Source organism: Pararhizobium sp. LjRoot235, assembly GCF_964254145.1.
Lineage (GTDB): Bacteria > Pseudomonadota > Alphaproteobacteria > Rhizobiales > Rhizobiaceae > Pararhizobium.
In genome coordinates this window covers 1,288,022-1,310,368 of the sequence record NZ_CAXUSP020000001.1, presented here as the reverse complement: position 1 = coordinate 1,310,368, position 22,347 = coordinate 1,288,022, and the positions used below count along the sequence as shown (strand labels likewise).

Annotated in this window: 17 protein-coding genes; 7 read left to right on the top strand and 10 right to left on the bottom strand. The window is 61.4% G+C overall.

Annotated features, from left to right (window positions below; all coding sequences use genetic code 11):
* The 3 genes from ACSQ2Z_RS06210 to ACSQ2Z_RS06200 all read right to left on the bottom strand — a co-directional run bounded on the left by ACSQ2Z_RS06210 (position 1) and on the right by ACSQ2Z_RS06200 (position 3,217).
* A complete protein-coding gene (locus ACSQ2Z_RS06210; protein ID WP_436080383.1) occupies positions 1-882 on the bottom strand; it encodes a carbohydrate ABC transporter permease in 882 nt (293 codons plus the stop codon).
* Positions 879-1,760 carry a carbohydrate ABC transporter permease gene (locus ACSQ2Z_RS06205; protein WP_436080382.1) on the bottom strand — a complete coding sequence of 294 codons (882 nt, stop codon included), beginning with the start codon at positions 1,758-1,760 and terminating at the stop codon, positions 879-881. Before ACSQ2Z_RS06205 ends, ACSQ2Z_RS06210 begins: the two co-directional genes overlap by 4 nt.
* Positions 1,761-1,999: 239 nt before the next feature.
* A complete protein-coding gene (locus ACSQ2Z_RS06200) occupies positions 2,000-3,217 on the bottom strand; it encodes an ABC transporter substrate-binding protein (RefSeq protein WP_436083000.1) in 1,218 nt (405 codons plus the stop codon).
* A gap of 370 nt (positions 3,218-3,587) precedes the next feature.
* Between ACSQ2Z_RS06200 and ACSQ2Z_RS06195 the strand changes: the two genes are divergently transcribed.
* Positions 3,588-4,631, top strand: coding sequence for a LacI family transcriptional regulator (locus tag ACSQ2Z_RS06195; protein ID WP_436080381.1), 1,044 nt, complete (start codon positions 3,588-3,590; stop codon positions 4,629-4,631).
* Between the two features lie 402 nt (positions 4,632-5,033).
* On the opposite strand, the gene ACSQ2Z_RS06190 is transcribed toward ACSQ2Z_RS06195, so the two are convergent.
* From ACSQ2Z_RS06190 to ACSQ2Z_RS06170, 5 genes are read right to left on the bottom strand one after another with little or no spacing between them, the layout of a single operon-like run.
* The gene (locus ACSQ2Z_RS06190; RefSeq protein ID WP_436080380.1) at positions 5,034-6,542 is read right to left on the bottom strand and encodes an aldehyde dehydrogenase family protein; all 1,509 of its coding nucleotides are present in this window, start codon (positions 6,540-6,542) and stop codon (positions 5,034-5,036) included.
* Positions 6,542-7,321, bottom strand: a complete 780-nt coding sequence (locus ACSQ2Z_RS06185) for an enoyl-CoA hydratase/isomerase family protein (protein ID WP_436080379.1) — start codon at positions 7,319-7,321, stop codon at positions 6,542-6,544. The genes ACSQ2Z_RS06190 and ACSQ2Z_RS06185 overlap by 1 nt, the downstream gene beginning before the upstream one ends.
* Positions 7,314-8,927: an acyl CoA:acetate/3-ketoacid CoA transferase gene (locus ACSQ2Z_RS06180; RefSeq protein ID WP_436080378.1), complete on the bottom strand. Its 1,614-nt coding sequence runs from the start codon at positions 8,925-8,927 to the stop codon at positions 7,314-7,316. Before ACSQ2Z_RS06180 ends, ACSQ2Z_RS06185 begins: the two co-directional genes overlap by 8 nt.
* A gap of 10 nt (positions 8,928-8,937) precedes the next feature.
* Positions 8,938-9,939, bottom strand: a complete 1,002-nt coding sequence (locus tag ACSQ2Z_RS06175; RefSeq protein WP_436080377.1) for a Gfo/Idh/MocA family protein — start codon at positions 9,937-9,939, stop codon at positions 8,938-8,940.
* Entirely contained in the window at positions 9,936-10,985 is a 1,050-nt protein-coding gene (locus tag ACSQ2Z_RS06170) for a LacI family DNA-binding transcriptional regulator (RefSeq protein ID WP_436080376.1), read from the bottom strand. Before ACSQ2Z_RS06170 ends, ACSQ2Z_RS06175 begins: the two co-directional genes overlap by 4 nt.
* A gap of 331 nt (positions 10,986-11,316) precedes the next feature.
* On the opposite strand from ACSQ2Z_RS06170, the gene ACSQ2Z_RS06165 reads away from it, so the two are divergent.
* Positions 11,317-12,480 (top strand): dihydrodipicolinate synthase family protein, encoded by a 1,164-nt coding sequence (locus ACSQ2Z_RS06165; RefSeq protein ID WP_436080375.1) that lies wholly within the window; start codon positions 11,317-11,319, stop codon positions 12,478-12,480.
* 109 nt (positions 12,481-12,589) lie between these two features.
* On the top strand, positions 12,590-13,453 hold the full coding sequence (locus tag ACSQ2Z_RS06160) for an FkbM family methyltransferase (protein WP_436082999.1): 864 nt from the start codon (positions 12,590-12,592) through the stop codon (positions 13,451-13,453).
* Between the two features lie 14 nt (positions 13,454-13,467).
* On the opposite strand, the gene ACSQ2Z_RS06155 is transcribed toward ACSQ2Z_RS06160, so the two are convergent.
* A complete protein-coding gene (locus ACSQ2Z_RS06155; RefSeq protein WP_436080374.1) occupies positions 13,468-13,950 on the bottom strand; it encodes a class I SAM-dependent methyltransferase in 483 nt (160 codons plus the stop codon).
* Positions 13,951-14,164: 214 nt separating this feature from the next.
* On the opposite strand from ACSQ2Z_RS06155, the gene ACSQ2Z_RS06150 reads away from it, so the two are divergent.
* The gene (locus ACSQ2Z_RS06150) at positions 14,165-15,343 is read left to right on the top strand and encodes a DUF3095 domain-containing protein (RefSeq protein WP_436080373.1); all 1,179 of its coding nucleotides are present in this window, start codon (positions 14,165-14,167) and stop codon (positions 15,341-15,343) included.
* Here ACSQ2Z_RS06150 and ACSQ2Z_RS06145 read toward each other — a convergent pair.
* Positions 15,333-16,673 (bottom strand): nucleotide sugar dehydrogenase, encoded by a 1,341-nt coding sequence (locus ACSQ2Z_RS06145; RefSeq protein WP_436080372.1) that lies wholly within the window; start codon positions 16,671-16,673, stop codon positions 15,333-15,335. The genes ACSQ2Z_RS06150 and ACSQ2Z_RS06145 overlap by 11 nt on opposite strands.
* A 268-nt stretch (positions 16,674-16,941) precedes the next feature.
* On the opposite strand from ACSQ2Z_RS06145, the gene ACSQ2Z_RS06140 reads away from it, so the two are divergent.
* The 3 genes from ACSQ2Z_RS06140 to ACSQ2Z_RS06130 all read left to right on the top strand — a co-directional run bounded on the left by ACSQ2Z_RS06140 (position 16,942) and on the right by ACSQ2Z_RS06130 (position 22,347).
* Positions 16,942-18,294: an adenylate/guanylate cyclase domain-containing protein gene (locus tag ACSQ2Z_RS06140; RefSeq protein WP_436080371.1), complete on the top strand. Its 1,353-nt coding sequence runs from the start codon at positions 16,942-16,944 to the stop codon at positions 18,292-18,294.
* Between the two features lie 253 nt (positions 18,295-18,547).
* Positions 18,548-20,449, top strand: coding sequence for an ABC transporter ATP-binding protein (locus tag ACSQ2Z_RS06135; RefSeq protein WP_436080370.1), 1,902 nt, complete (start codon positions 18,548-18,550; stop codon positions 20,447-20,449).
* Positions 20,446-22,347: an ABC transporter substrate-binding protein gene (locus ACSQ2Z_RS06130; protein ID WP_436080369.1), complete on the top strand. Its 1,902-nt coding sequence runs from the start codon at positions 20,446-20,448 to the stop codon at positions 22,345-22,347. Before ACSQ2Z_RS06135 ends, ACSQ2Z_RS06130 begins: the two co-directional genes overlap by 4 nt.

The following is a 22,347-nucleotide window of genomic DNA, read 5'->3' as shown; positions in this document are numbered from 1 at the left end:
TTAACCCTTCACGGCGCCGGACATCAGGCCGCGGACGAAGTAGCGGCCCGAGACGATGTAGACGACAAGCGTTGGCAGGGCGGCGAGGATCGCGCCTGCAAAGTGGACGTTATATTCCTTGACCCCCGTGGAGGAGGAAACGAGATTGTTGAGCGCAACCGTCATCGGCGTCGAATGCGCACCGGAGAAAGATGCACCGAACAGGAAGTCGTTCCAGATATTGGTGAACTGCCAGATGACCGAGACAACGATGATCGGGCCGGAGGATGGCAGCAGGATGCGCCGGAAAATCTGGAAAAAGCTCGCGCCGTCGATCTGGGCCGCCCGGACCAGTTCGGTCGGGAAAGCCTCGTAATAGTTGCGGAAATAGAGCGTCGTGAAGCCGAGACCGTAGATGACATGCACGAAGACCAGGCCGGGCACCGAGCCCGCGAGGCCCAGAATGCCGAGAATGCGCGCCATCGGGATAAGGACGATCTGGAACGGAATGAAGCAGGACAGAAGCAGCATGCCGAAGAAAATGCCTGATCCCGGAAAGCGCCACTTGGTCAGCACATAGCCGTTCAGCGCGCCGACGATGGTCGAGATCGCCACGGCCGGGACGACCATCAGGATCGAATTGATGAAGAACGGGCGTAGGCCGGTCGGCTGCACGCCGATCTGCGCCGTCGACCAGGCCGAAAGCCAGGGTTCGATCGTCCAGGTCTGCGGCATGCTGAGCATGCCGCCTTGGCGGATTTCATCGAGCGGCTTGAAGGAATTGACCACCATCACGTAGAGCGGCAGCAGCGAATAGAGCGCAAACAGGATCAGCACCGAATAGATGATCGCGCGCATCAGGCGGCCGCTGGAGATGGCGTTGTCAGGGCTCTGGACGCTCATTGGCGCTTCTCCCCTCTGATTTCAGAATAGAGATACGGAATGATGATCGAGAAGATCATCACCAGCATGATGATCGCCGAGGATGCGCCGATGCCCATCTGGTTGCGGGTGAAGGTGTAGGAATACATGAACGTCGCCGGAAGTTCGGTCGCCTGCCCCGGCCCGCCGCCGGTCAGCGCGATGATCAGGTCGTAGGCCTTGATGGCGAGGTGGGCGAGCACGACGAAGGCCGACAGAAAAACCGGGCGCATCAGCGGAATGATGATTCGTCGGTAGATGGTCGCCGTAGAAGCGCCATCGATCTGGGCAGCCTTGATGATCTCGTTGTCGACGCCGCGCAGGCCGGCGAGGAACATCGCCATGATGAAGCCCGAGGACTGCCAGACGGCAGCGATCACCACGCAGTAGATCGCGTAATTGCGGTCCTTGATCCAGTTGAAGGTGAAGCTCTCCCAACCCCAGAGATGCATGGTGTTCTCAAGCCCGATGCCAGGATCGAGGAACCATTTCCACGCGGTGCCGGTCACGATGAAGGACAGCGCCATCGGATAGAGATAGATTGGTCGCAGCAGGCCTTCGGCGCGGATTTTCTGGTCGAGCAGGATCGCAAGACCAAGGCCCAGCACCGAACAGACGCCGATATAGAGCGTCGCGAAGATCGCCAGATTGGAGATCGCCCGCCACCAGTGCGGCAGGGCCCAGAGTTTGGAATAGTTGCTCAAGCCGATGAAATTATAGGACGGCAGCATCTTGCTGTCCGTCATCGACAGGAAGCCGGTATAGACAATGAAGCCATAGACAAAAATCAGGACGATGAGGAAGCTTGGAGCAAGTACCAGCTTTGGCACCATATCCTGCAACCGGCTGCGGCTATCCATAGTGAACCACCTTTGGCGCATACCTCCGACCCTCGTGGTCCGGATCGATGACGCACAGTTTTGAAACCTACCGTGGGCATTTTCGAGCCCCTGGAACAAAGCGACGGCCCCTCATCCGCCCTGTCGGGCACCTTCTCCCCGCATGCGGAGAGAAGGCAGAAGCCGCATCCTCAGAAAGTCACCTCTCCGCGCAACCGCGGAGAGGGTTAGGATGAGGGGCCACAAGCCCGCTCAAAGGCTTATTTGGCGGCTTCGACGGCGGACGCCAGTTCCTTGACGGCTTCTTCCGAAGACAGCTCACCGTTGAACTGACGCGTGACGACGTCGTAGATCGCATTCTTCACGGAAGCGGGGTTGGCATGACCATGGGCCATGGAACCGAACAGCTTGCCGCTGGCATTGGCTTCGGCCAGGTCCTTGATCCCCTTCTTGCCGCAAGCATCGAAATCCGTGTCCGGAACATCGGTGCGCGCGGGAACGGAGCCCTTGACCACGTTGAAGGCCGACTGGAACGTCGGGCTTTCGATCGCCGATGCCATCTGCAGTTGCGCCGGCACCTTGTCTTCGGAAACCTTGAACATCGCGAACTGGTCGGAGTTGAAGGTCACGGACCCTTGCGTGCCCGGGAAGCGCATGCAGACGAAGTCGGTGCCCGGCACCTTCTTGGCCTTCACAAACTCACCCTTTGCCCAATCTCCCATGAACTGCAGACCGGCCTTGCCTTCGATGACCATGGCGGAAGCAAGGTTCCAGTCACGACCGGAGAAGTTGTCGTCCACATAGGAACGGAGCTTGGTCATGCGATCGAAGGCTTCCTTCATCTTGTCGCCGCCGAGAGCGGCCGGGTCGAGATCGATGAAAGCCTGCTTGTAGAAATCGGTGCCGAGCGAGAGCACGACGGCGTCGAAGATCGTCGCGTCCTGCCAGGGCTGACCGCCATGCGCCACAGGGGTAATGCCCTGAGCCTTGAAATTGTCGAGAAGAGCGATCAGTTCGTCCCAGTTCTGAGGCTCCTTGCCACCTGCCTTGTCTAGCGCTGCCTTGTTGATCCACATCCAGTTGGTGGAGTGGACGTTGACCGGAGCGGCGATCCAGTGACCATCATATTTGGAAAACTGCTGCAGCGCGGTCGGGATCACCTTGTCCCAGCCTTCCTTCGCAGCGATTTCATCGAGATTGCCGAGCGCGCCTTCCTTGGCCCAGTCGAGAATGTCGAAGCCGAGCATTTGGACGGCCGTCGGGGCATTGCCCGAGGTGACGCGAGCGCGAAGCACGGTCATGGCTTCAGTGCCGCCGCCACCGGCAACCGGCATGTCGGTCCAGGAGATACCCTTGCTTTCCAGATCCTTCTTCAGGACGTCGAGAGCAGCCGCTTCGCCGCCGGATGTCCACCAATGCAGAACTTCAACGCTCTCGGCCGCATGGACGGCGGAACCGCCCGCCATGCTGCCCATCATGATCGCTGCCACTGCCGTCGTCGTCAAAAACTTGCGCATCGTAATCCTCCCGTTTGCAAGTCGTAAAAGCGGGAAACTCCTCCCCGCCGTTGAATGCCGTCCCGTCACAAAACGGGAAGCAATTGGTCGCGGCTCCCACCGCTGGCACATTTAAAACGTTATAAGTCACACCAAGTCAAGCGTCGCTCACAATCTCCACAGCAATAGCTTTAACATACTGAATTTGGATGTTTATAAGCCATTTCCACGATTCCGCACTGCAGCAAAAACAACGAAAAGTATGATTTAAAACGTTTGCACAAACGACGTTGCACATCCGTTCGTCCCGCGTTACAAAAGCGTCCTGTCATCGCCTCAGGGGAGTATTTCATTGGCTGACACTCCCAAATCCGCCCCTTCCGAAAGCATCCGGAAAAGCGGCAAGCCGACCCTGCGCACAATTGCTGATATCACCGGCTTTGCCGTGACGACCGTGTCGCGCGCGCTCAGCAATGCGCCGCAGATTTCGCTCGAGACCCGTAAGCGTGTTCATGAGGTTGCGGCCGAAATCGGCTACCTGCCGGATCGCGCCGCCCAGCGCCTGAAGACTGGCCGAACCAATGTCATCAGCGTACTGCTTGATCCGCACGAGGAAATCCTCGGCTACGGCACGTCGCTGATGCTGGGCCTTGCCACGGCGCTCAAGGATACGCCCTACCACCTGATCGTCACGCCGAATTTCATCAATGACAGCAATGTCGACGCCATCAGGTACATCGTGCGCAATGGCATGGCGGACGGCCTGATTTTTTCGCGCACCGAGCCCTTCGATCCGCGCGTGCGCCTTCTGCTCGAAAACGATTTTCCCTTCGTTACCCACGGGCGAACCGAGTTCTCCACGCCGCATCCTTACGTCGATTACGACAATTTCTCGTTCGCCTACGAGGCGACAAGACGGCTGATCGCCCGCGGCCGCCGCAAACCGATGATCATCTTGCCGCCGAAGCGCATGACCTTCGCGCAGCACCTGCTGCACGGGTTCATGACCGCCGTCCGCGAGGCCGGCGTTGCCTACGAGATCCCGACCGAAATCGACCTCGACTGTCCCGTCGACCAGATCCGCGACTATATCAGCCGCCGTGCCGGCGAGCCCGACGCCCCCGACGGTTTTGCCTGTGGCGGCGAAGTCTCCGCGCTCGCGACCATCACCGCCATGAGCGACCATGGCCTGACGCTCGGCGTCGAATACGACATCGTCGCCAAGCAGACGTCGAAACTGCTGATCAACATCCAGCCAAAGGTCGAGACCATCTACGAGGACCTGACCGGTACCGGCGAGCAGATGGGTCGCATTCTTCTGGCGCGGATCGCCGGCGACAAAGCGACCGAGATGCAGGTGCTGCTCAAGCCGCAGATCAACTTTCCGGCGGTGTGAGGCAGAGGCTGAATTGCCGGGTATCGAACTTACCCCCCTCTGTGCCGTCGCATATGGATCGAAGGCAATTGCGGCTTGCTCCCTCTTCTCCCCGGCGGGGAGAAGTGCCGAGCGCATGCGAGGCGATGAGGGGGTTTTCTCGGCAATTTCGGCGCCAGCCGCCCCCCTCATCGGGCCCGCAGCCTGTCCTCGGGCTTGCCGAAGGCAAGACCCGGGGGCGCCACCTTCTCCCCGCAGGGGAGAAGAGGGAGCAGGCCGCAATCGCCTTGCCCTCAAGCGAGGGGCGCAAGCTTCCCCGATCTGAGGCCCATTTGGTCGTTCACTGACGGAGTGTGAGGCCACGCTCGAATTCGCTTGCGACTGCTTTATCATCATGACCTCCTTACTCTTTTCCGTTGGTCTTTAGCGCGGCATCCACCAGCCGGTACGGCCGCCGATGTGCATGTTGAGCGTCTTGGTTTCGGTATAGTCTTCCACCGCATGGCGGCCGAGTTCGCGCCCAAGGCCCGATTGGCGATAACCGCCGAAGGGCAGTTCGGAGGCGCCGTCCATGAAGGTGTTCATCCAGACCGTTCCCGCCCGCACCCTGCGCCCGATGGTGAGGCAAGTGTCGAAATCGCGGCTCCAGATACCCGCTGACAGGCCGTAATCGATGGAGTTGGCAATCCGGATCGCCTCATCCATCGTCTCGAAGGTGAGGACGGAGAGAACCGGCCCGAAGACTTCTTCCCGCGCCACAGCCATGTCGGGCGTGACGGCCGAGAGAACGGTCGGCGACATGAACTGGCCGGAGCCGAGATCGAGCGCCGCGCCGCCGTGCGACACGGTCGCGCCATTGCCGGAGGCCGCCGAGACATAACCGACGATCTTTTCCAGATGCTGCGGCGTGATGATTGCACCGACCTGCGTCGAGGGATCGAGCGGATCGCCAACCTTGACTTTGGCCGAAAGCTCGGCAACGCGGCGGATGACTTCGTCCGCGACATCGCGGTGGACGATCAGCCGCGAGCCGGCATTGCAGCACTCGCCGGCATTGAAATAGGCGCCGAACACAGCCGCATCGATGAAATCGTCGAGATTGGCGTCCGGAAAAACGATCTGCGGGTTCTTGCCGCCGAGCTCCAGCGAGACTTTCTTCAACGTCTGCGCCGCATTGGTCATCGTCAGCTTGCCGACGCCTGTCGAACCGGTGAAGGAGACCATGTCGACGTCCGGATGGCTGGTCATGATCGCGCCGACCTCCGGGCCGGTGCCGGTGATGATGTTGACGACGCCTGCCGGAACGCCGGCGGCCTCGAGGATTTCACCGAGAACCAGAGTAGATCCCGATGTGAGTTCGGACGGTTTGACCACCGTGGTGCAACCAGCCGCCAAGGCAAATGGCAGCTTTTGGCTGACGATCAGGAAGGGGAAATTCCACGGCGTGATGATCGAGACGACGCCGATCGCTTCGCGCAGGACGACGCCGAGCGTACCGTCACCCAGCGTATTGTAACTCTCGCCATGCAGGTCGCGGGCAAGGGCAGCTGCATAGCGCCAGATATCGGCGGCCCCGCCGAGTTCGCCCTTGGCCTGGCTGATCGGCTTGCCCGACTCGATGCAATCGAGATAGGCGAGTTCATCGGCACGGGCGGCGATCATGTCGGCGGCCTTGAGCAGGATCAGCGAGCGCTCCGATGCGGTCATACGCGGCCACGGACCATCGTCGAATGCTTTTCGCGCGGCGGCAATCGCCCGCTCGGCATCCGCCCCGGTCGCGGTCGGATAGCGGCTGATGGGCACGCCATGGCCGGGAGCCACGCGCTCCAGCGTCCTGCCCTCGGCCGCGTTCACCCATTTGCCGTCGATCAGCATCCGGAATTCGCGCACCTTCGCGTCGGCCAGTGCCTTGGGCTTCACCAGAACCGTCATTACCATTCTCCCTTGAATTCCGCGGGGCGTTTTCCGGCAAAAGCCGCGACGCCCTCCTTCATGTCGCCGGTCTTGGCGGCAAGCATCGATCCCAGCGCCTCGACCGCCGTGCCGTTGTCCTCGCCATTGGCCGAAGCAATCATCAGCTTGCAGATCTCGAGTGCCGCCGGGCCGCGCTTGGCAATGCGGCCGGCATGGTCCTTCGCCGCTGCCAGCACCGTTCCGGTCTCCGCCACCGCATCAACCAGCCCGACCGCCCTCGCCTCTTCGGCGGTAAACATCTCGCCGCCGAGCACCATGCGGCGCACGACCTGCGCGCCGAAGCGCTTGACGAGACGCTGCGTGCCCGACCAGCCCGGTACCATGCCGAGCCCCGTTTCCGGCAGGCCGATCCTGATCTGCGCTTCCGCGATGCGGATGTCGGCAGCGGCCGCCAGTTCCAGCCCGCCGCCGAGCGCGTGACCGTTCATTGCGGCGATCACCGGCATGCGCAGTGTGGCCAGCCGTTCGAATACCCGATGGCCGAAGCGCACCCACTGATGGCCGAACTCGTTCGGGCTCATCGCCCCCCAGGCCCTGATGTCGCCACCGGCGGAAAAGGCCTTGCCCTCGCCGGTCAAGATAACGACCCGCACGCTGGCGTCAGCCTCGATCGTATCGCAGGCGGTCGAGAGCGCTTTCAGCATGTCGATGTCGAAGGCATTCAGCTTTTCCGGCCGCGCCACGGTGAGGACCGCAATCGCATCCTCGATCTCGATCTTGATCCGGGCATCAGCCATGCGATGCTCCTTCCAGGGTACGCACCGGCTTTTGCGGCAGCGTCAAACCGATCGGCGCCTCATGGAACAGTGCCTCCTCCATCACTTTCAGCCGGTCGGAGACGATCAGCGGAAACTCCGACTGGTCGAGAATATGCGTCTGCAGGTCGACGCCCGGCGCGATTTCCGTCAGCATGATGCCTTCCGGTGTCAGCTTCATCACGCAGCGCTCGGTGACATACATGATGTCCTGACCCTGGCTGACGGCGCGGCGGCCGGAGAAAGTGACGTGCTCGACCTCGTTGACGAGCTTCTTCAGTTTGCCTTCCTTCTCGATCACCAGCTTGCTGTCGGCCATCGAAAGTTTCGCCCCGGCATTGAACATGCCCGAGAAAACGATCTTCTTCGCCCGCGCCGTGATATCGACGAAGCCGCCGGCGCCCGCCGTGACATGCGGCCGGAAGGAGAGTTTCGAGACATTGACCGAGCCGTCGCGGCCGATCTCCAGGAAGGACAAGAGCGAGGCATCGAAGCCTGCCCCCTGGAAGTATGTGAACTGGTAGGGCGACGGCATGAAGGCATCGGCGTTCGAGGCGCAGCCGAAAGCAAAATCCAACAGCGGGACACCGCCGACAGCGCCCTGCTCGATCACCCAGGTGACCGACCCATGCAAGCCTTCTTCGAGCAGAATGCGGGGCACGTTGGCCGAGATTCCGAAGCCGAGATTGACGCAGCTTCCGCCCTCAAGCTCCTGCGCCACACGGCGGGCGATGACCTTCTGGATGTTGAACTCCGGCACACGGAATGTGTCGAGCGGCCGGAAGATTTCGCCTGATATGGCCGGGTCGTATTCCGTCAGCGTCGTCTGCTTCTGGTCTGGATCGACGACGACATAATCCACCAGCATGCCGGGTACGCGCACGTCATGGGGTTTGAGCGATCCAGACTTGGTGATGCGCTTGACCTGTGCAATGACGATGCCGCCATTGTTGCGGGCGGCGAGTGCCTGATCGAGGCCGCCGAGAGTGGCGCCTTCGTGTTCATAGGTAAGGTTGCCGCGCTCGTCGGCCGTCGTGGCGCGAATGATCGCCACCTGGGGCACGATCGCCTTGAAATAGAGCCAGTCCTCGCCTTCGAATTCGATCTTTTTCACCACCGGCGCGGCTGCGGCCTTCGCATTCATCGCGCAGCCCTGGCGCGAGGGATCGACGAAGGTATCGAGGCCGATCTTGGTCAGGACGCCCGGCCGTTTGGCCGCCGCCTCCCGGTGCATGTCGAACAGCACACCGGAGGGAATATTGTAGGCCGCAACCTCGTCATTGCCGATCATCTGCCAGATCAGCGGCGGCTCGGCCGTCGACGGGCCGGAGGGGTAGGAACCGCCGATGATCTTCTTCAAGAGGCCCTTTTTGGCGATATAGTCGACGCCCTTGATGCCGCTCATGTCGCCGGCGGCGATCGGGTGCAGCGTCGTCAGGTCGCGCGGATGGCCGGTCGCATCGAAACGCTCGCCGATGGCCTTCAGCAGGAGGTCCGGGCAGCCGAGACCGCTCGACGACGACACGGACACGATCGCGCCGTCCGGGATCAGGGAAGCGGCCTCCGCCGGGGTGAGATGCTTGCTCATCAGTCTCGTCTCAAAGTCCGGTTTCGATGCGAACGGCACTGCCGCTTGCCGCAGCCTGCATGACCGCAAGGCCGGTCCCCAGCGACCAGATGCCATCCTCGGCGCTGCAGAGCGGCTCGCCCCTGCCGGCAATGGCATCCTCAAAGGCCACGAGCGTGTTTTGGTAGAGATTGCGGTGACTGATCGACAGTTCGGTCTCGCCATCGACGTTGCGCAGCGTGACCGTGCCGACCGGCTGCTGGGTCATGCAGTTGCGGCCGATCAGCGAACCTTCGGATCCATGCACCTCAAAGCCCGTTGTCGCGTATTTCGTGGTGAAGCCGTCATGGAACTGGGCGATGAGCCCGGATTTGAACCGCAGCACGCCCATTACCGCGTCTTCCAGCCCAGCCTTCGCCATGCCGCCATATTGTCCGTAGGCAACGGCCTCGACCGGATCTTCGCCAAGCACGAAGCGCAGTGTGTCAGTATCGTGCACGGTAATATCGAGAATGACGCCGCCGCCGGCTTCCGGCTTGTTGAGGCGCCAGCCCTGCAGATGCGGCGGCAGGTAGACCGCGTGAAAGACACGGGCCGCCAGAGGTATGCCGATCGTCCCGGCGGCGATCGCGTCGCGCATGGCGCGATGGGTCGCGCCCCCCCGCAGATGATGATTGGTTGCCATCACGACGCCGGCGTCACGAGCAGCCTTCACCATCGCATGCGCATCGTCGAGCGAGAGCGCCAGCGGCTTTTCGCAGAGAATATGTTTTCCCGCCCGGGCAGCCGCTAACACCTGGTCGCGATGCAGTTCGTTGGTGGTGGAAATATAGACGGCCTGCACATCAGGATCATTGACGAGTTCGTCAACGCCGGTCACTGACTTGGCAATGTCATGATCGCGCGCATAGGCAGCACCCCGATCGGCGCTCGTGCTCATCACCGACACGACCTCACCGCCGACGGTGCGGATCGCGTCAATCACCCATTCATGGGCAATGGTGCTTGCCCCGATCAAACCCCAATGCGTCATAGCAAGGACAACCTTTCTCGTCTGTCGGTCGCAGCGCCGCAGCTCTGGCGCACGACGAGCCGCACCGAACTGACGATCGCCTCAGCCTCCGCCCGTCCGGCATTGATCTGTTTCAAGAGCAGTTGCGCGGCCCGCCGCCCCATCCCTTGTGGATCGACGGAAACCGTCGTCAGCGCCGGCACCGCCGTCTGCGCCTCGATCACGTCGTCGAAGCCGATGACGGCAAAATCCTCACCCGGGTCGAGACGATGGGCACGCAAGCCGTCGCAGACCCCGAAGGCGACCGCATCGTTGAAGCAGACCGCCGCGGTCGGCCGCTCGCGCAGCATCAGCGCCCGCTCGATCGCCGCCACACCACCTGCCCGCGACGGCGCGGAACTGATGACCAGTTCATCATGCACCGCGAGATCCATGTCCGAGAGCGCATCGCGATAGCCTTGCAGCCGCTCATGGAAGACCGCCGTATCGGGAAAACCCCCAAGGAAGGCGATGCGGTGATGCCCGAGACCTGCAAGATGCCGCACGGCTTCGCGCGTGCCGGCATGATTGTCCGAAACCAGTGACGACACCTTGGCACCGGCAACTTGACGGACGACGTTCACGACCGGAATACCGCTCGCTACCAGAGATTTCAGGTCGGCGGCTTCCGTGCCGCGCGCCGGCGACAGGATCAGGCCGGATATACCGTGTTCGCGCATCGACGATATGACCTCGCGCTGCCGATCGAGGCTTTCGCCCGTATTGGCAAGGAACTGCACATAGCCGGCCGATTGCACGACCATGTCGACGCCAACGGCAAGCTCGGCGAAGAAGCTGTTGGTCAGATCGTTGACGACGATGCCGATGATTTTCGATTTGGCACTGGACTGGCGCAAATTGGCGGCGCCGCGATTGTAGACATAACCCAGTTCGCGAATGGCCGCATTGACCTTGGCGCGGGTCGCCTCATTGACGAGCGGACTTGCCTGCAGGACGAGCGACACAGTCGACTTCGACACGCCGGCGGCGCGCGCAATATCGATGACCGTGACCCGTTCCTTGCCCACATTTTCCTCCCGGCGAGGTCTTTTTGCCTCAAATCTGCCATTAGATAATTGGAACGTTCCAAACTTGTCAAGCGGATTTCTTGAAAAATGTGCGGGCAGGTCGACCGCCCGTCTTCAGTGAAAGTCCCGGGCCGATCACACATCCCTCATTCAATTGATTTTCAATAATAATAATGCATTCTGGCAAGAAATATCACTCGCCACAACCTTGGAATGAGACGTCTTTTGCCAGTGGCCGGGCGTGCGGCGGCGCAATATTCGCTTTAAATCTCCACTTGAAATTTGGAACGATCTAAATTATTCGACCTGTAACATCCGAGGAGGAGCCTGCATGTCCGCTACCCTGTCGCTGCCGCGCGCCGATGGCACGCTCGAGCCCTACCGCCTTTCGGGAACGCCGATCGCGGGGCCCGCAGCCGTCCCAGCCTTCAACCGCATTGCCTATGCCGCAGCCCACGTCGTCTCCGATCCGCTGGCCGATCGCGAGCCCTGGGGCCGCCCTGCCATCGACTGGGATGCGACGATGACATTCCGGCATCATCTCTGGGCGCTGGGCTTCAAGATCGCCGAGGCAATGGATACCTCACAGCGCGGCATGGGCCTTGATTGGGCCGGCGCCCAGGAATTGATCCGCCGTTCGCTGGCCGAAGCCCGCGCAGTGCCGGGCGCCGATCTCGCCTGCGGCGCCGGCACCGATCATCTCGCCCCCGCCGACACGCGCTCGCTCAACGACGTCATCCGCGCCTATGAAACGCAGGTCGGTTTCGTGGAGCGCGAGGGCGGCCGATCGATCATGATGGCAAGCCGGGCGCTGGCCCATATCGCCACTTCGCCGGATGACTATCGCAAGGTCTACGGCCACATTCTCCGCCAGACGAAGGACAAGGTCGTGCTCCACTGGCTCGGCGACATGTTCGATCCGCAGTTGAAAGGCTATTGGGGCTCGGAAAAATTCGAGGACGCGCTGGAGACGGTCCTGTCGATCATCGAAGAGAACAGGGCCAAGGTCGAAGGCATCAAGATTTCACTGCTCGACAATGCCTGCGAAGTCGCGTTGCGCAACCGGCTGCCGGACGGCGTGCTCTGCTTCACCGGCGACGATTTCAACTATGCCGAATTGATCGAGGGCGACGGCAGGAAATACAGCCATGCCCTGCTCGGCATTTTCGATGCCGTCGCACCCTCGGCGTCGAAGGCGTTGGCTTCGCTGGCAACAGGCGACGTTGCCACGTTCCGCAGCGTGATCGAGCCGACCGTGCCGCTCTCGCGCAAGATCTTCGAGGCACCGACGCAATATTACAAGGCCGGCGTCGTCTTCCTCGCCTGGCTGAACGGTCACCAGAAGCACTTCACCATGCCGGGTGGCATGCAATCGGCCCGCGGCGTGCTGCACTATGCCGACATCTTCCGGCTTGCCGACAAGGCCAACGTGCTCGACAAGCCGGAACTGGCTATGGAGAGGATGAAGTCGTTTCTCGTCACCCAGGGATTCTGAGGTCTCCCGGAATCCACGATTGTTCCCTTCTTTTTCGCAGAAACGCCTTCATTTCGCGCCCGATCTCGTGTTGAAGAAGGGGCAGGAAAATGCGGAGACGGCTGAAGGCATGCTTGCGATAAAATCCTGGAAGCGCCGGCTGCGCAAATGGCGCAACCGCGTCGCAAGACACATCCTGAGCACCCGCACCGGCCGCGAGATGCTCGTCAACGCCGTCAGCCCGAAGGTGTTGTCGATGACGGCCGATTGCGGCGATCACCTGATGACCTTCTCCCCGCATGACTACATCGGCCGGAAAATCTATCGCAAGGGCCATTTCGAGCGCGGGAATGTCGATAGCCTGCTAGGGATCCTGCGCCAGCGCAACTTGCTGACGCGAGACGCAGTCCTCCTCGAACTAGGCGGCAATATCGGCACGCAAACCCTCTATTTTGCCCTGAGCCAGGCCTTCCGCCACATCGTGACGGTGGAGCCCGATCCACGCAATTTCAAACTGCTGCAGACCAACATCGACCAGAACGGCTTTGGTGAACACATCACCGCGATCAACAGCGCCGCTGGCGACAGCGAAGGCGCGGTCGATTTCTTCCTGCATCGCGACAACCACGGCAAAAGCAGCGCCCTGCGCCAGAGCGACCAGGACATCGCGATCATCGTTCCGGTCAAGCCCGTCACCGCCATCCTCGCGGAGGCAGCCATCGCACCGGAGGAGATCGGGCTGGTGTGGATGGATATCGAGGGATACGAGCCGGTCGCGGCCCGCTCGATGCGGCCGCTGCTCGAGCGCCGCGTGCCGTTCTATATGGAGTTTTCGCCGGTCTTCTACGGGCCTGACGGGTCAAAAGCCTTCATCGATCATCTCGCGCAATTCTACGACAACTGCATCGTCTTCTTCGAGGACCGGCAGGTGGAGATGAAGATCACGGCGATGCCGACCGACATCGATCAGTTCGACGTCCTGCTCCTGCCCTGACGGCAACGGCCCGATCAGCGTTTCCGGTAGAAATAGGTTCGCCCCGGCTCGGCGCCGGGTGGAAGCGGCAGCGGCTCAAGCGCGGAATGGTCGAGCGGCAGGCCGCTTGCGGCGATGCCGCCGGATACGAGCACGGCGGCAACCGACTGCGGCAACCAGGTCAGCGTCTGGGCATCCCTCTCCGGATAGGCCGTGCCGATATCGGCATGCGCAAAGGCAACATCCTTTCCGGCAAACTGCCTGATCGTCTCCCGGATGTCGCCAAGGACGAGATCGGCCTCCGGCGGCGTCGAACCCGGATGAGAGCCGACGGCGCGATCGAAAGCGATGATGCGGTTGTTTGGAAACAGTTCGCGGATGTGGTCATAAGTTCTTCCGTTGCCGAGCCCGATTTCCAAAATCACCCCATCGGGCGCAACCATCCCCTTGTCCTTGATATGGTTGAGAACAGCGCGCTGCGACTGCATGCGTGAAATAAAACTGTCGAGGCGGCTCATGTAACGGTCCATCCATTGCAAATCATGCTGGCCAAATCATGCGGGTCTCCCCGCTTAACACGAGGTCGCGCGACCGGTCGACCGCCGCGCCATGAAATAAGGCGCGATTTCAACCACGCGACCTATGCCATAAGGCCGCTCGCATCCACATTTTGACATCGGCAATGGTCAAACCGCCGTCGCCTGCCCCGCACGAATATGATAGCCTGCCAGTATGAACCAGCTTTCCAGTGAAACATTCTTCAGTGCGCTTCCGGTCTTCGTCGACTTCGAAGGTGTTGCCGACGCCGGCAATTACCGGTCGCTGCCTACCGACTGGGCGCTGGCGACCGCCGACATCGTCGATTCGACCGGCGCGATCGAGGCCGGACGCTACAAGGCCGTCAACATGGCAGGGGCCAGCGTCATCTCGGCGATCCTGAATGCACTCGGCAAACACGATCTTCCCTTCGTCTTCGGCGGTGATGGCGCGCTTGTCGCCGTACCGCCTTCGGGAATTGAAAAGGCCCGCGCCGCCCTCTCCGCGGTGCAGAAATGGGTCACAGAAGAACTGCAGCTGACGCTCCGCGCAGCCCTCGTTCCCGTCACCGATGTTATTACCGCCGGCCTCGAGGTCCGCGTCGCACGCTTTCAGGTCAACCCGAATATCTCCTACGCGATGTTTGCCGGCGGCGGCTCGAGCTGGGCGGAGGCCCGCATGAAGGAAGGCCTGTTTGCCGTCGCACCGGCGCCGGAAGGCGCGCGGCCAGACCTGACCGGCCTCTCCTGCCGCTGGAACCCCATCCAATCCCGCCATGGCGACATCGTCTCGATCATCGCGGTGCCGACCGGCTCCGGCAACAATGACGCGTTTCAAGCTCTGATTTCCGATGTTGTCGCACTCGCCGGCGGCGAGGAACGGGGCGGACATCCGGTTGCCGCGGAAGGCCCGCAGATGGGTTTGTCCGCAGCAGGGTTGTCGGCGGAGACGAAAACCGCGCCGAAGGGCAAACGCCTTCAGCACCGGCTATTCATTCTAGGGCAATATCTGCTTCTCATTTGGCTCCACCGCCTCGGCCTGACGCTCGGCAGTTTCGACCCGCGCAGATACAGGCGGGAGGTCGCCGGCAATTCGGACTTTCGCAAGTTCGACGATGGACTGAAAATGACGATCGACGTTGACCCGGAGCGGCTGCGCCTGATCGAGGGGCGGCTGGAGGAAGCGGCCAGGGCCGGCGTTTGCCGCTACGGTCTGCACCGGCAGGATTCGGCGCTGATGACCTGCATCGTGCCGACGCCGCTCGGCCCCGATCATATGCATTTCATCGACGGCGCAGCCGGCGGCTATGCGGTCGCCGCCAGCCGCCTGAAGCAGCAGGCGGTCGCCACGCCTGCAGTCGCCGCTATGCCTTGAGGATCGTCTGGCCTTCAATGCCCCGTCTTGCGAAGGCGTTGCGGGTGTCGACGATCAGCGGCGCCCAGCGGGCAAGCGCGACATAGTCCACCGCATCGTGATCGGTGGCGATCAACACCGCATCGAAGGCCTTCACCGATTGCTCGGCGAGCGGCACCGATTGCCGCCCCTTCAGAACCATGTATTCGCGCGTCCGCGGAATTTCCGCCACATGCGGATCGTGATAGGCGGCACTGCCGCCGCGTTCCTCGATCAGTTCGATCAGTTTCAGCGAGGGGCTTTCGCGGATGTCCGGCACGTTCTTCTTGTAGGCAAGGCCGATCACCAGGACACGGGAACGGCTGAGCGCCTTGCCGAGATGGATATCGAGCGCTTCGGCAAGGCGTCCGACGACATGACGCGGCATGGCCGAATTGATCTCGCCGGCAAGCTCGATGAAACGGGTCGGCAGCTCGTATTCGCGCGACTTCCAGGTCAGGTAGAAGGGATCGATCGGGATGCAGTGACCGCCGAGCCCCGGCCCTGGATAGAACGGCATATAGCCGAACGGCTTGGTCTTGGCCGCATCGATCACCTCCCAGATGTCGATGCCCATCGCGTCGTAGACGACCTTCAATTCATTGACGAGCGCGATGTTGACGGCGCGGAAAATATTCTCTGTCAGCTTCACCGCCTCGGCTGTCGCGGTGGACGACACCGGCACGACCGTCTGAACGGCCGCACCGTAGAAGGCCTCCATCAGTTTCGCCGCTTCGGCGCCATCGCCTGCGACGACCTTTGGGATGCTTGACGTATGGAAATCACGATTGCCGGGGTCTTCGCGCTCCGGCGAGAAACCGAGGAAGAAATCCTTGGCCGATTTCAGTCCGGTCTTCTCAAGGATCGGCCGCACGACCTCGTCCGTGGTGCCGGGATAGGTGGTCGATTCCAGCACGATCAACTGTCCGGGCTTCAGCGTCTCGGCGATGCGGTCGCAGGTCGTCGTGACAAAGGAAAGATCGGGATCGCGATATTTCGTCAACGGTGTCGGAACGCAGATGATGATGATGTCGCAGCCGGCAAGCCGGCCGAAATCCGTCGTCGCCCGGAAGCGGTCTTGCGCCGTCTCCGTCGAGAGAACCGCATCCGGCACCGCCTCAATATAGGAGCGCCCGGCATCGATGGCGACGATCTTCTGCGGGTCGATATCGAATCCCGTGACGACAAATCCGCTGCGCGCGACGGTGATCGCGAGCGGCAGGCCGACATAGCCGAGGCCGATCACGGCGACCTGGGCGCTACGGTTCGCGATCTTCGAAAGAAGGGCTTCGCTTGAGGTAAGGACGGTCAAATACATGTTCCCGGCTGATCGTGGCACGCGAAGGCGGCTTTGCTGATGCTGGTCAGTTGAGGATAAAATCCCCGGGTGTCAAGCACGGGCCTCAATCGCGCCGCGGCCGGACAGGCGACGATCTGCCAAATTGTTGGCGCGCAATCTGGTTTCGCCGCTATCGCCTCCTATATTGAGCGAGGGCAAGCGCCGGGCCACCGAGAAGCAGTTTGCATGTACCGGGTCGGCGAACTGCCGGATTTCTTTTAAGAAAGCGGCAAGACACGCTATGGACATCCACGAGACGAATGTTTCCATTCACCTGCTGGAGCGCGTATCGAACTGGCTGCAGCAGTCTGCCCTCAACGGTGAAAATCTCGAAACGGTGGTGACGGGCTTCTGCGAAAGGCTGGCAGCAGCCGGCTTGCCGCTCAATCGGGTTCACCTGAGCTTCTCGATGCTGCACCCTCTCTACGACGCGCTGGGGTTCACCTGGCTGCGTGGCCAGGGCGTCACCGTCGAGGGCTACCGCGCTGACTCCAACGGCGACAAACCCGATCGTTTCCTTCTCAGCCCCTATTATTATCTGCTCAGCAACAATCTCGACCACATGCGCCGGCAGATCGATCCGACGAGCCCGTCCGAATTCCCGATCTTCGACGATTTGAAGGAAATGGGCGTCACCGATTACATCGCGTTCGTGCAATCTTTCGGCGAGACTTCCGGCCAGGGCATGATCGGCTCGTGGTCCACCGATGCGCATGGCGGCTTTAGCGACAATGTCATAGAGGCGCTATTGCGCATCCAGAACAGCCTGGCCGTGGCAGCCAAGATGGCCGTTCTCGGCAAACTCGCCGACAACATGCTCACCACCTATCTCGGTGAAAATGCCGGCAAGCGTGTGCTGTCGGGCCAGACCCGCCGCGGCGATGTCGAGACCATCCGCGCCGCACTCGTCATGGCGGACATGCGTCAATCAACCGTGCTTGCGGAGAAGGAAGGCCGGCAGGTCTACATCGATACGCTCAACCAGTTCTTCGATGCAATCGCCACGCCGTTCAGCCGCAATGGCGGCGAAATCCTGAGTTTCCTCGGCGACGGCTTTCTCGCGGTCTATCCCTGCGGCCGTCACCGCGAGCCATCCCGAGTCGCAGCCTTGGCCGCGATGGCAGCAGTTCGCCAGGCAACGGCGCGTATGACGGAACTCAACGCCGACCGGCGTCAGCAAGGTCTTGCCGACGTCAAATACGGCATCGGACTGCATGTCGGCAACGTCATGTTCGGTAATGTCGGTCTCAACGACCGCCTGACCTTTTCTGCCTTCGGGGCGGCGGTCAACGAGGTCGAGCGGCTGCAGGGGCTGACGAAGAAATATTCCAAGCCCATCATCGCCAGCCAGTCCTTTGCCACCTATTGCGGCGGCGACTGGGTCACGCTTGGCCACGAGAAGTTGCGCGGCGTCGGCCAGAAGGTCGCGGTGCTTCTGCCCGGAGACGAGATCATGAAGCAGGACAATGGCGAGGCCATGCAGGGCCGATCGTTGGAGACGCGCTCAGAGGCGGAGCAGGTCATGCTGCTCTACCGCAACAACAAGAAGAAAGCCCAGCCGCGCGAACTCCTCTGGAACAAGCTGCTGCAGTAGGGACGAAGGCTATCGGCCCGCGCGCCAATCGCCTTCGCGCGCTGCAGCACAGCACGATCCCATTCGAATGATTGCTGTTTTTTCGTTCGCAAGCGTTTGACTGCCACCGCTATATCCGTGCACACTTTACCAGCCGAAGGTCATGGACACGCCAAATTCCGTGCGATAGTCTCGCTATGATGAAGCCGGGCCTCTACCCGGAGGCGAGCCTTGCGTAATCGCGAGCCGCCGTGAAACAAGGACACCTGCTGGCATGAATTCAGGCGCGGACCTGTTGCGGATCGAGGATTTGAGTATCTCGTTCGCGATGCTCGGCGGGCAGATCGACGCCGTACGCAAGGCGAGCCTGCGCGTGCTGCCTGGCAAGGTGACGGCTCTGGTCGGCGAGTCCGGCTCGGGCAAGTCCGTCATCAGCCAGGCTGTGATGGGCATCCTGCCGAAGACGGCGTCCTGCAGCGGCCGCATCCTCTTTTGCGACCCGGCGGCGGGGGAAAGACCAAGCGATCTTCTGCAGATGCCCCGCGACGGGCGAGACATCCGCAACCTGCGCGGCAATCGTATCGGCAAGATCTTCCAGGAACCGATGACCTCGCTGTCTCCGCTGCATACGATCGGCAACCAGATCAGCGAATCCCTGAAAATCCACACGGACAAGTCAGGCCGGGATCGGCGCGAGCGCACCGAGGAAATGCTCGGACTGGTCGGATTTGCCAAGCCATCGCGCGCCTTCGACATGTATCCCTTCGAGCTGTCGGGCGGCATGCGCCAGCGTGCGATGATCGCCATGGCGCTGATCTGCAATCCCTCGCTTCTGATCGCCGACGAGCCGACGACGGCGCTCGATGTGACCATCCAGGCGCAGATCCTGCAATTGCTGCGCGACTTGCAGACCAAGCTGAACATGGCGATGCTGCTGATCACCCATGATCTCGGCGTCGTCGCCAACGTCGCCGATGAGGTGGTGGTGATCTATCATGGCGAGGTCATGGAAGCAGGACCGGTCGAAACCATCTTCCGCAAGCCTGCACACCCCTACCTCAAGGGCCTGATGGCCGCCGTACCGCATTTCGACATGAAGCCGGGAGAACGCCTGAAAGCCCTGCGCGAGGTGCCGGTCAATACCAGCAACCTGCTCGGAAAGCAGAAGCTCGTCGCCCATGTCCAACCCGTCAAGCCCGACGTTCTGCTCTCGGTGCGCGACATCAGCAAGACCTTCAGCACCCGCAAATCGAGCTGGCTGATTAAGGATACCGCAACGGTGACCAAGGCGGTGGACGGTGTCAGCTTCGACATCATGCGTGGCGAATGCCTCGGGCTCGTCGGCGAAAGCGGCTGCGGCAAGACGACGGTCAGCAAGATCCTGATGCGGGCCGTGACACCGGATAGAGGCGCGGTCATGCTCAACAGCAGCGACGGCCCGATCGACGTTCTGAATGCCGAGGGCGGTGGCCTGCAGGCACTGCGCACCAAGGTGCAGATGGTGTTCCAGGACCCGGTCTCCTCGCTGTCGCCACGCATGACGGTGCAGAATATCCTGAGCGAACCGCTCGAGATCCATGGACGCGGCAGCGGCAAGTCGCGCGTCGAGACAGTCAAGGCCTTGCTCAAGGCGATCGGCCTCAACGAGCGTCATCTCAACCGTTATCCGCACAGCTTCTCCGGCGGCCAAAGGCAACGCATCGGTATCGCGAGGGCACTGGCTCTCGGACCGGACCTGTTGATCTGCGACGAGCCCGTCTCGGCGCTCGACGTTTCCGTTCAGGCGCAGATTCTCAACCTTTTGAAGGACCTGCAGAAAGAATTGGGCCTCACCTATCTCTTCATCTCGCACAACCTCGCGGTCGTCGACTACATGGCCGACCGCATCGCCGTCATGTGCGGCGGGCGGATCGTCGAGATCGCTCCGCGCGAGATTCTGATGCGCGCGCCGGTCCATCCCTATACGAAGTCCCTGCTTGCCGCCGTACCCTTTCCCGATCTTGACCGGCCGCTCGACTTTTCCATGCTCGACCCGAGCGGTGCCTCCGATACGCGCAGCTGGGGCAAACAGTTCTCCGACGAGGGAGATGAGGGCGTTCTAGCGACGGCGGATCTTGGCGACGGCCATCTGGTCCTTGCGCGGCGAAACGCCGACGTGAGGGAGTTGCGACCGTGATTACCCGCAGAACGACACTCGGCATGCTTGCCTCCGTGCTGGTTCCCGGCACCAGCCACGCCACGCCCGAGCCTGCATATCTGCGACCCTACCTGCGGGCGCAGACGCTGCCGGTTCTCAGCGAGAGGATTCCCAAAAATCCGCGCCGCGTCAATCTTGCCGCCATGGGCCGCGAGCCCGGCAAATACGGCGGAACCGTTCGCATGCTGATCGGCAGCCAGAAGGATATCCGGCTGATGACGATCAACGGTTATTCCCGTCTGATCGGCTACGACGAGAACCTGCAATTCCAACCGGATATCCTGGAAAGCTTCGATGTCCAGGAAGGCCGCATTTTCACGTTCAAGATACGGGACGGCCACCGCTGGTCGAACGGCAGCTATCTGACATCCGAGGATTTCCGCTATACGTGGGAAGATGTGATTCTCGACAAGAGTCTGCGCAAGGGCGGCGTTCAGCGCGAGCTTCTCGCCGACGGAAAACCACCCGTGTTCGAGGTTCTGGACGAATTGACCGTCCGCTACAGCTGGAGCGCGCCGAACCCGGACTTCCTGCCGGGCCTTGCAGCCGCGTCCCCGATCATCCTGCTCCTGCCGTCTGCCTACATGCGACATTTTCACAAGAAATATCAGGACGAATTCCGTCTCTCGGCCCTGATGAAACAGTATCGCGTCAAGAAATGGGCCGATCTGCACATCAAGATGTCGCGGCAATATCGGCCTGAAAACCCCGATCTGCCGACCCTCGATCCGTGGGTCAACAGAACTGCGCCGCCGGCCGAGCAATTCGTTTTCGAGCGCAATCCCTTCTTTCACCGGGTGGACGAAAACGGACTGCAACTGCCCTATGTCGATCGCTTCCTGCTCAGCATCAGCTCGTCCGAAATCATCCCGGCCAAAACTGGAGCTGGCGAGAGCGACCTTCAGTCGACGGGTGTCGACTTCTCCGACTATGCGTTTTTCAAGGACTCGGAAAAACGCTACCCGGTGAAAGTAAACCTGTGGAAGAGAACGGAGGGCTCCCGTATCGCCCTGTTGCCCAACCTCAACTGCAGCGACAAGGTGTGGCGCGATCTGTTCTGGGACGTGCGAGTGCGCCGGGCGCTTTCGCTCGCGATTGACCGGCACGAGATCAACATGGTCAGCTTCTATGGGCTCGGCAAGGAAAGTGCCGACACGATCCTTCCGGAAAGCCCGCTGTTCAAGCCCGAATATGCCTCGGCCTGGGCCAGCCACGATCCGGACCAGGCCAATGCCCTGCTGGACGACGTCGGCCTTGTACGGAAAAACAGCGCCGGCATTCGTCTTCTGCCGGACGGGCGCGAGGCACAGATCGTCATTGAGACCGCCGGCGAAAGCACGCTCGAAACCGATGTTCTGGAGCTGATCAAGGATCACTGGATGAAAATCGGCTTCTCGCTTTTCATCAAGACATCGCAGCGCGACGTTTTCCGCAGCCGCGCGATGGGCGGCGACATCGTGATGTCCATGTGGAACGGCCTCGAAAACGGGGTGCCGACGGCGGACATGAACCCGGGGCGCCTTGCACCGAGCGCCGACGACCAATTGCAATGGCCGGTCTGGGGCATGTACTATCTTTCCCTCGAGCAGAGCGGCCATGCGCCGGAACTGCCGGAAGCGGCTGCGCTGGTCGAGCTTTTGAAGGAATGGCGCAAGACCGTCGACACCGCCGAAAGAACGCGCATCTGGCACGAAATGCTCGATATCTACACGCAGAACGTATTTTCGATCGGCATCGTCAACGCCACGCTTCAGCCGGTGCTCCATTCCTCTTATCTGCGCAATATTCCCGAAAAAGGCCTCTACGGCTTCGATCCGACCTGTTATCTCGGGGTCTATATGCCGGATACCTTCTGGTACAGCAGCGAGGTTAGCTGA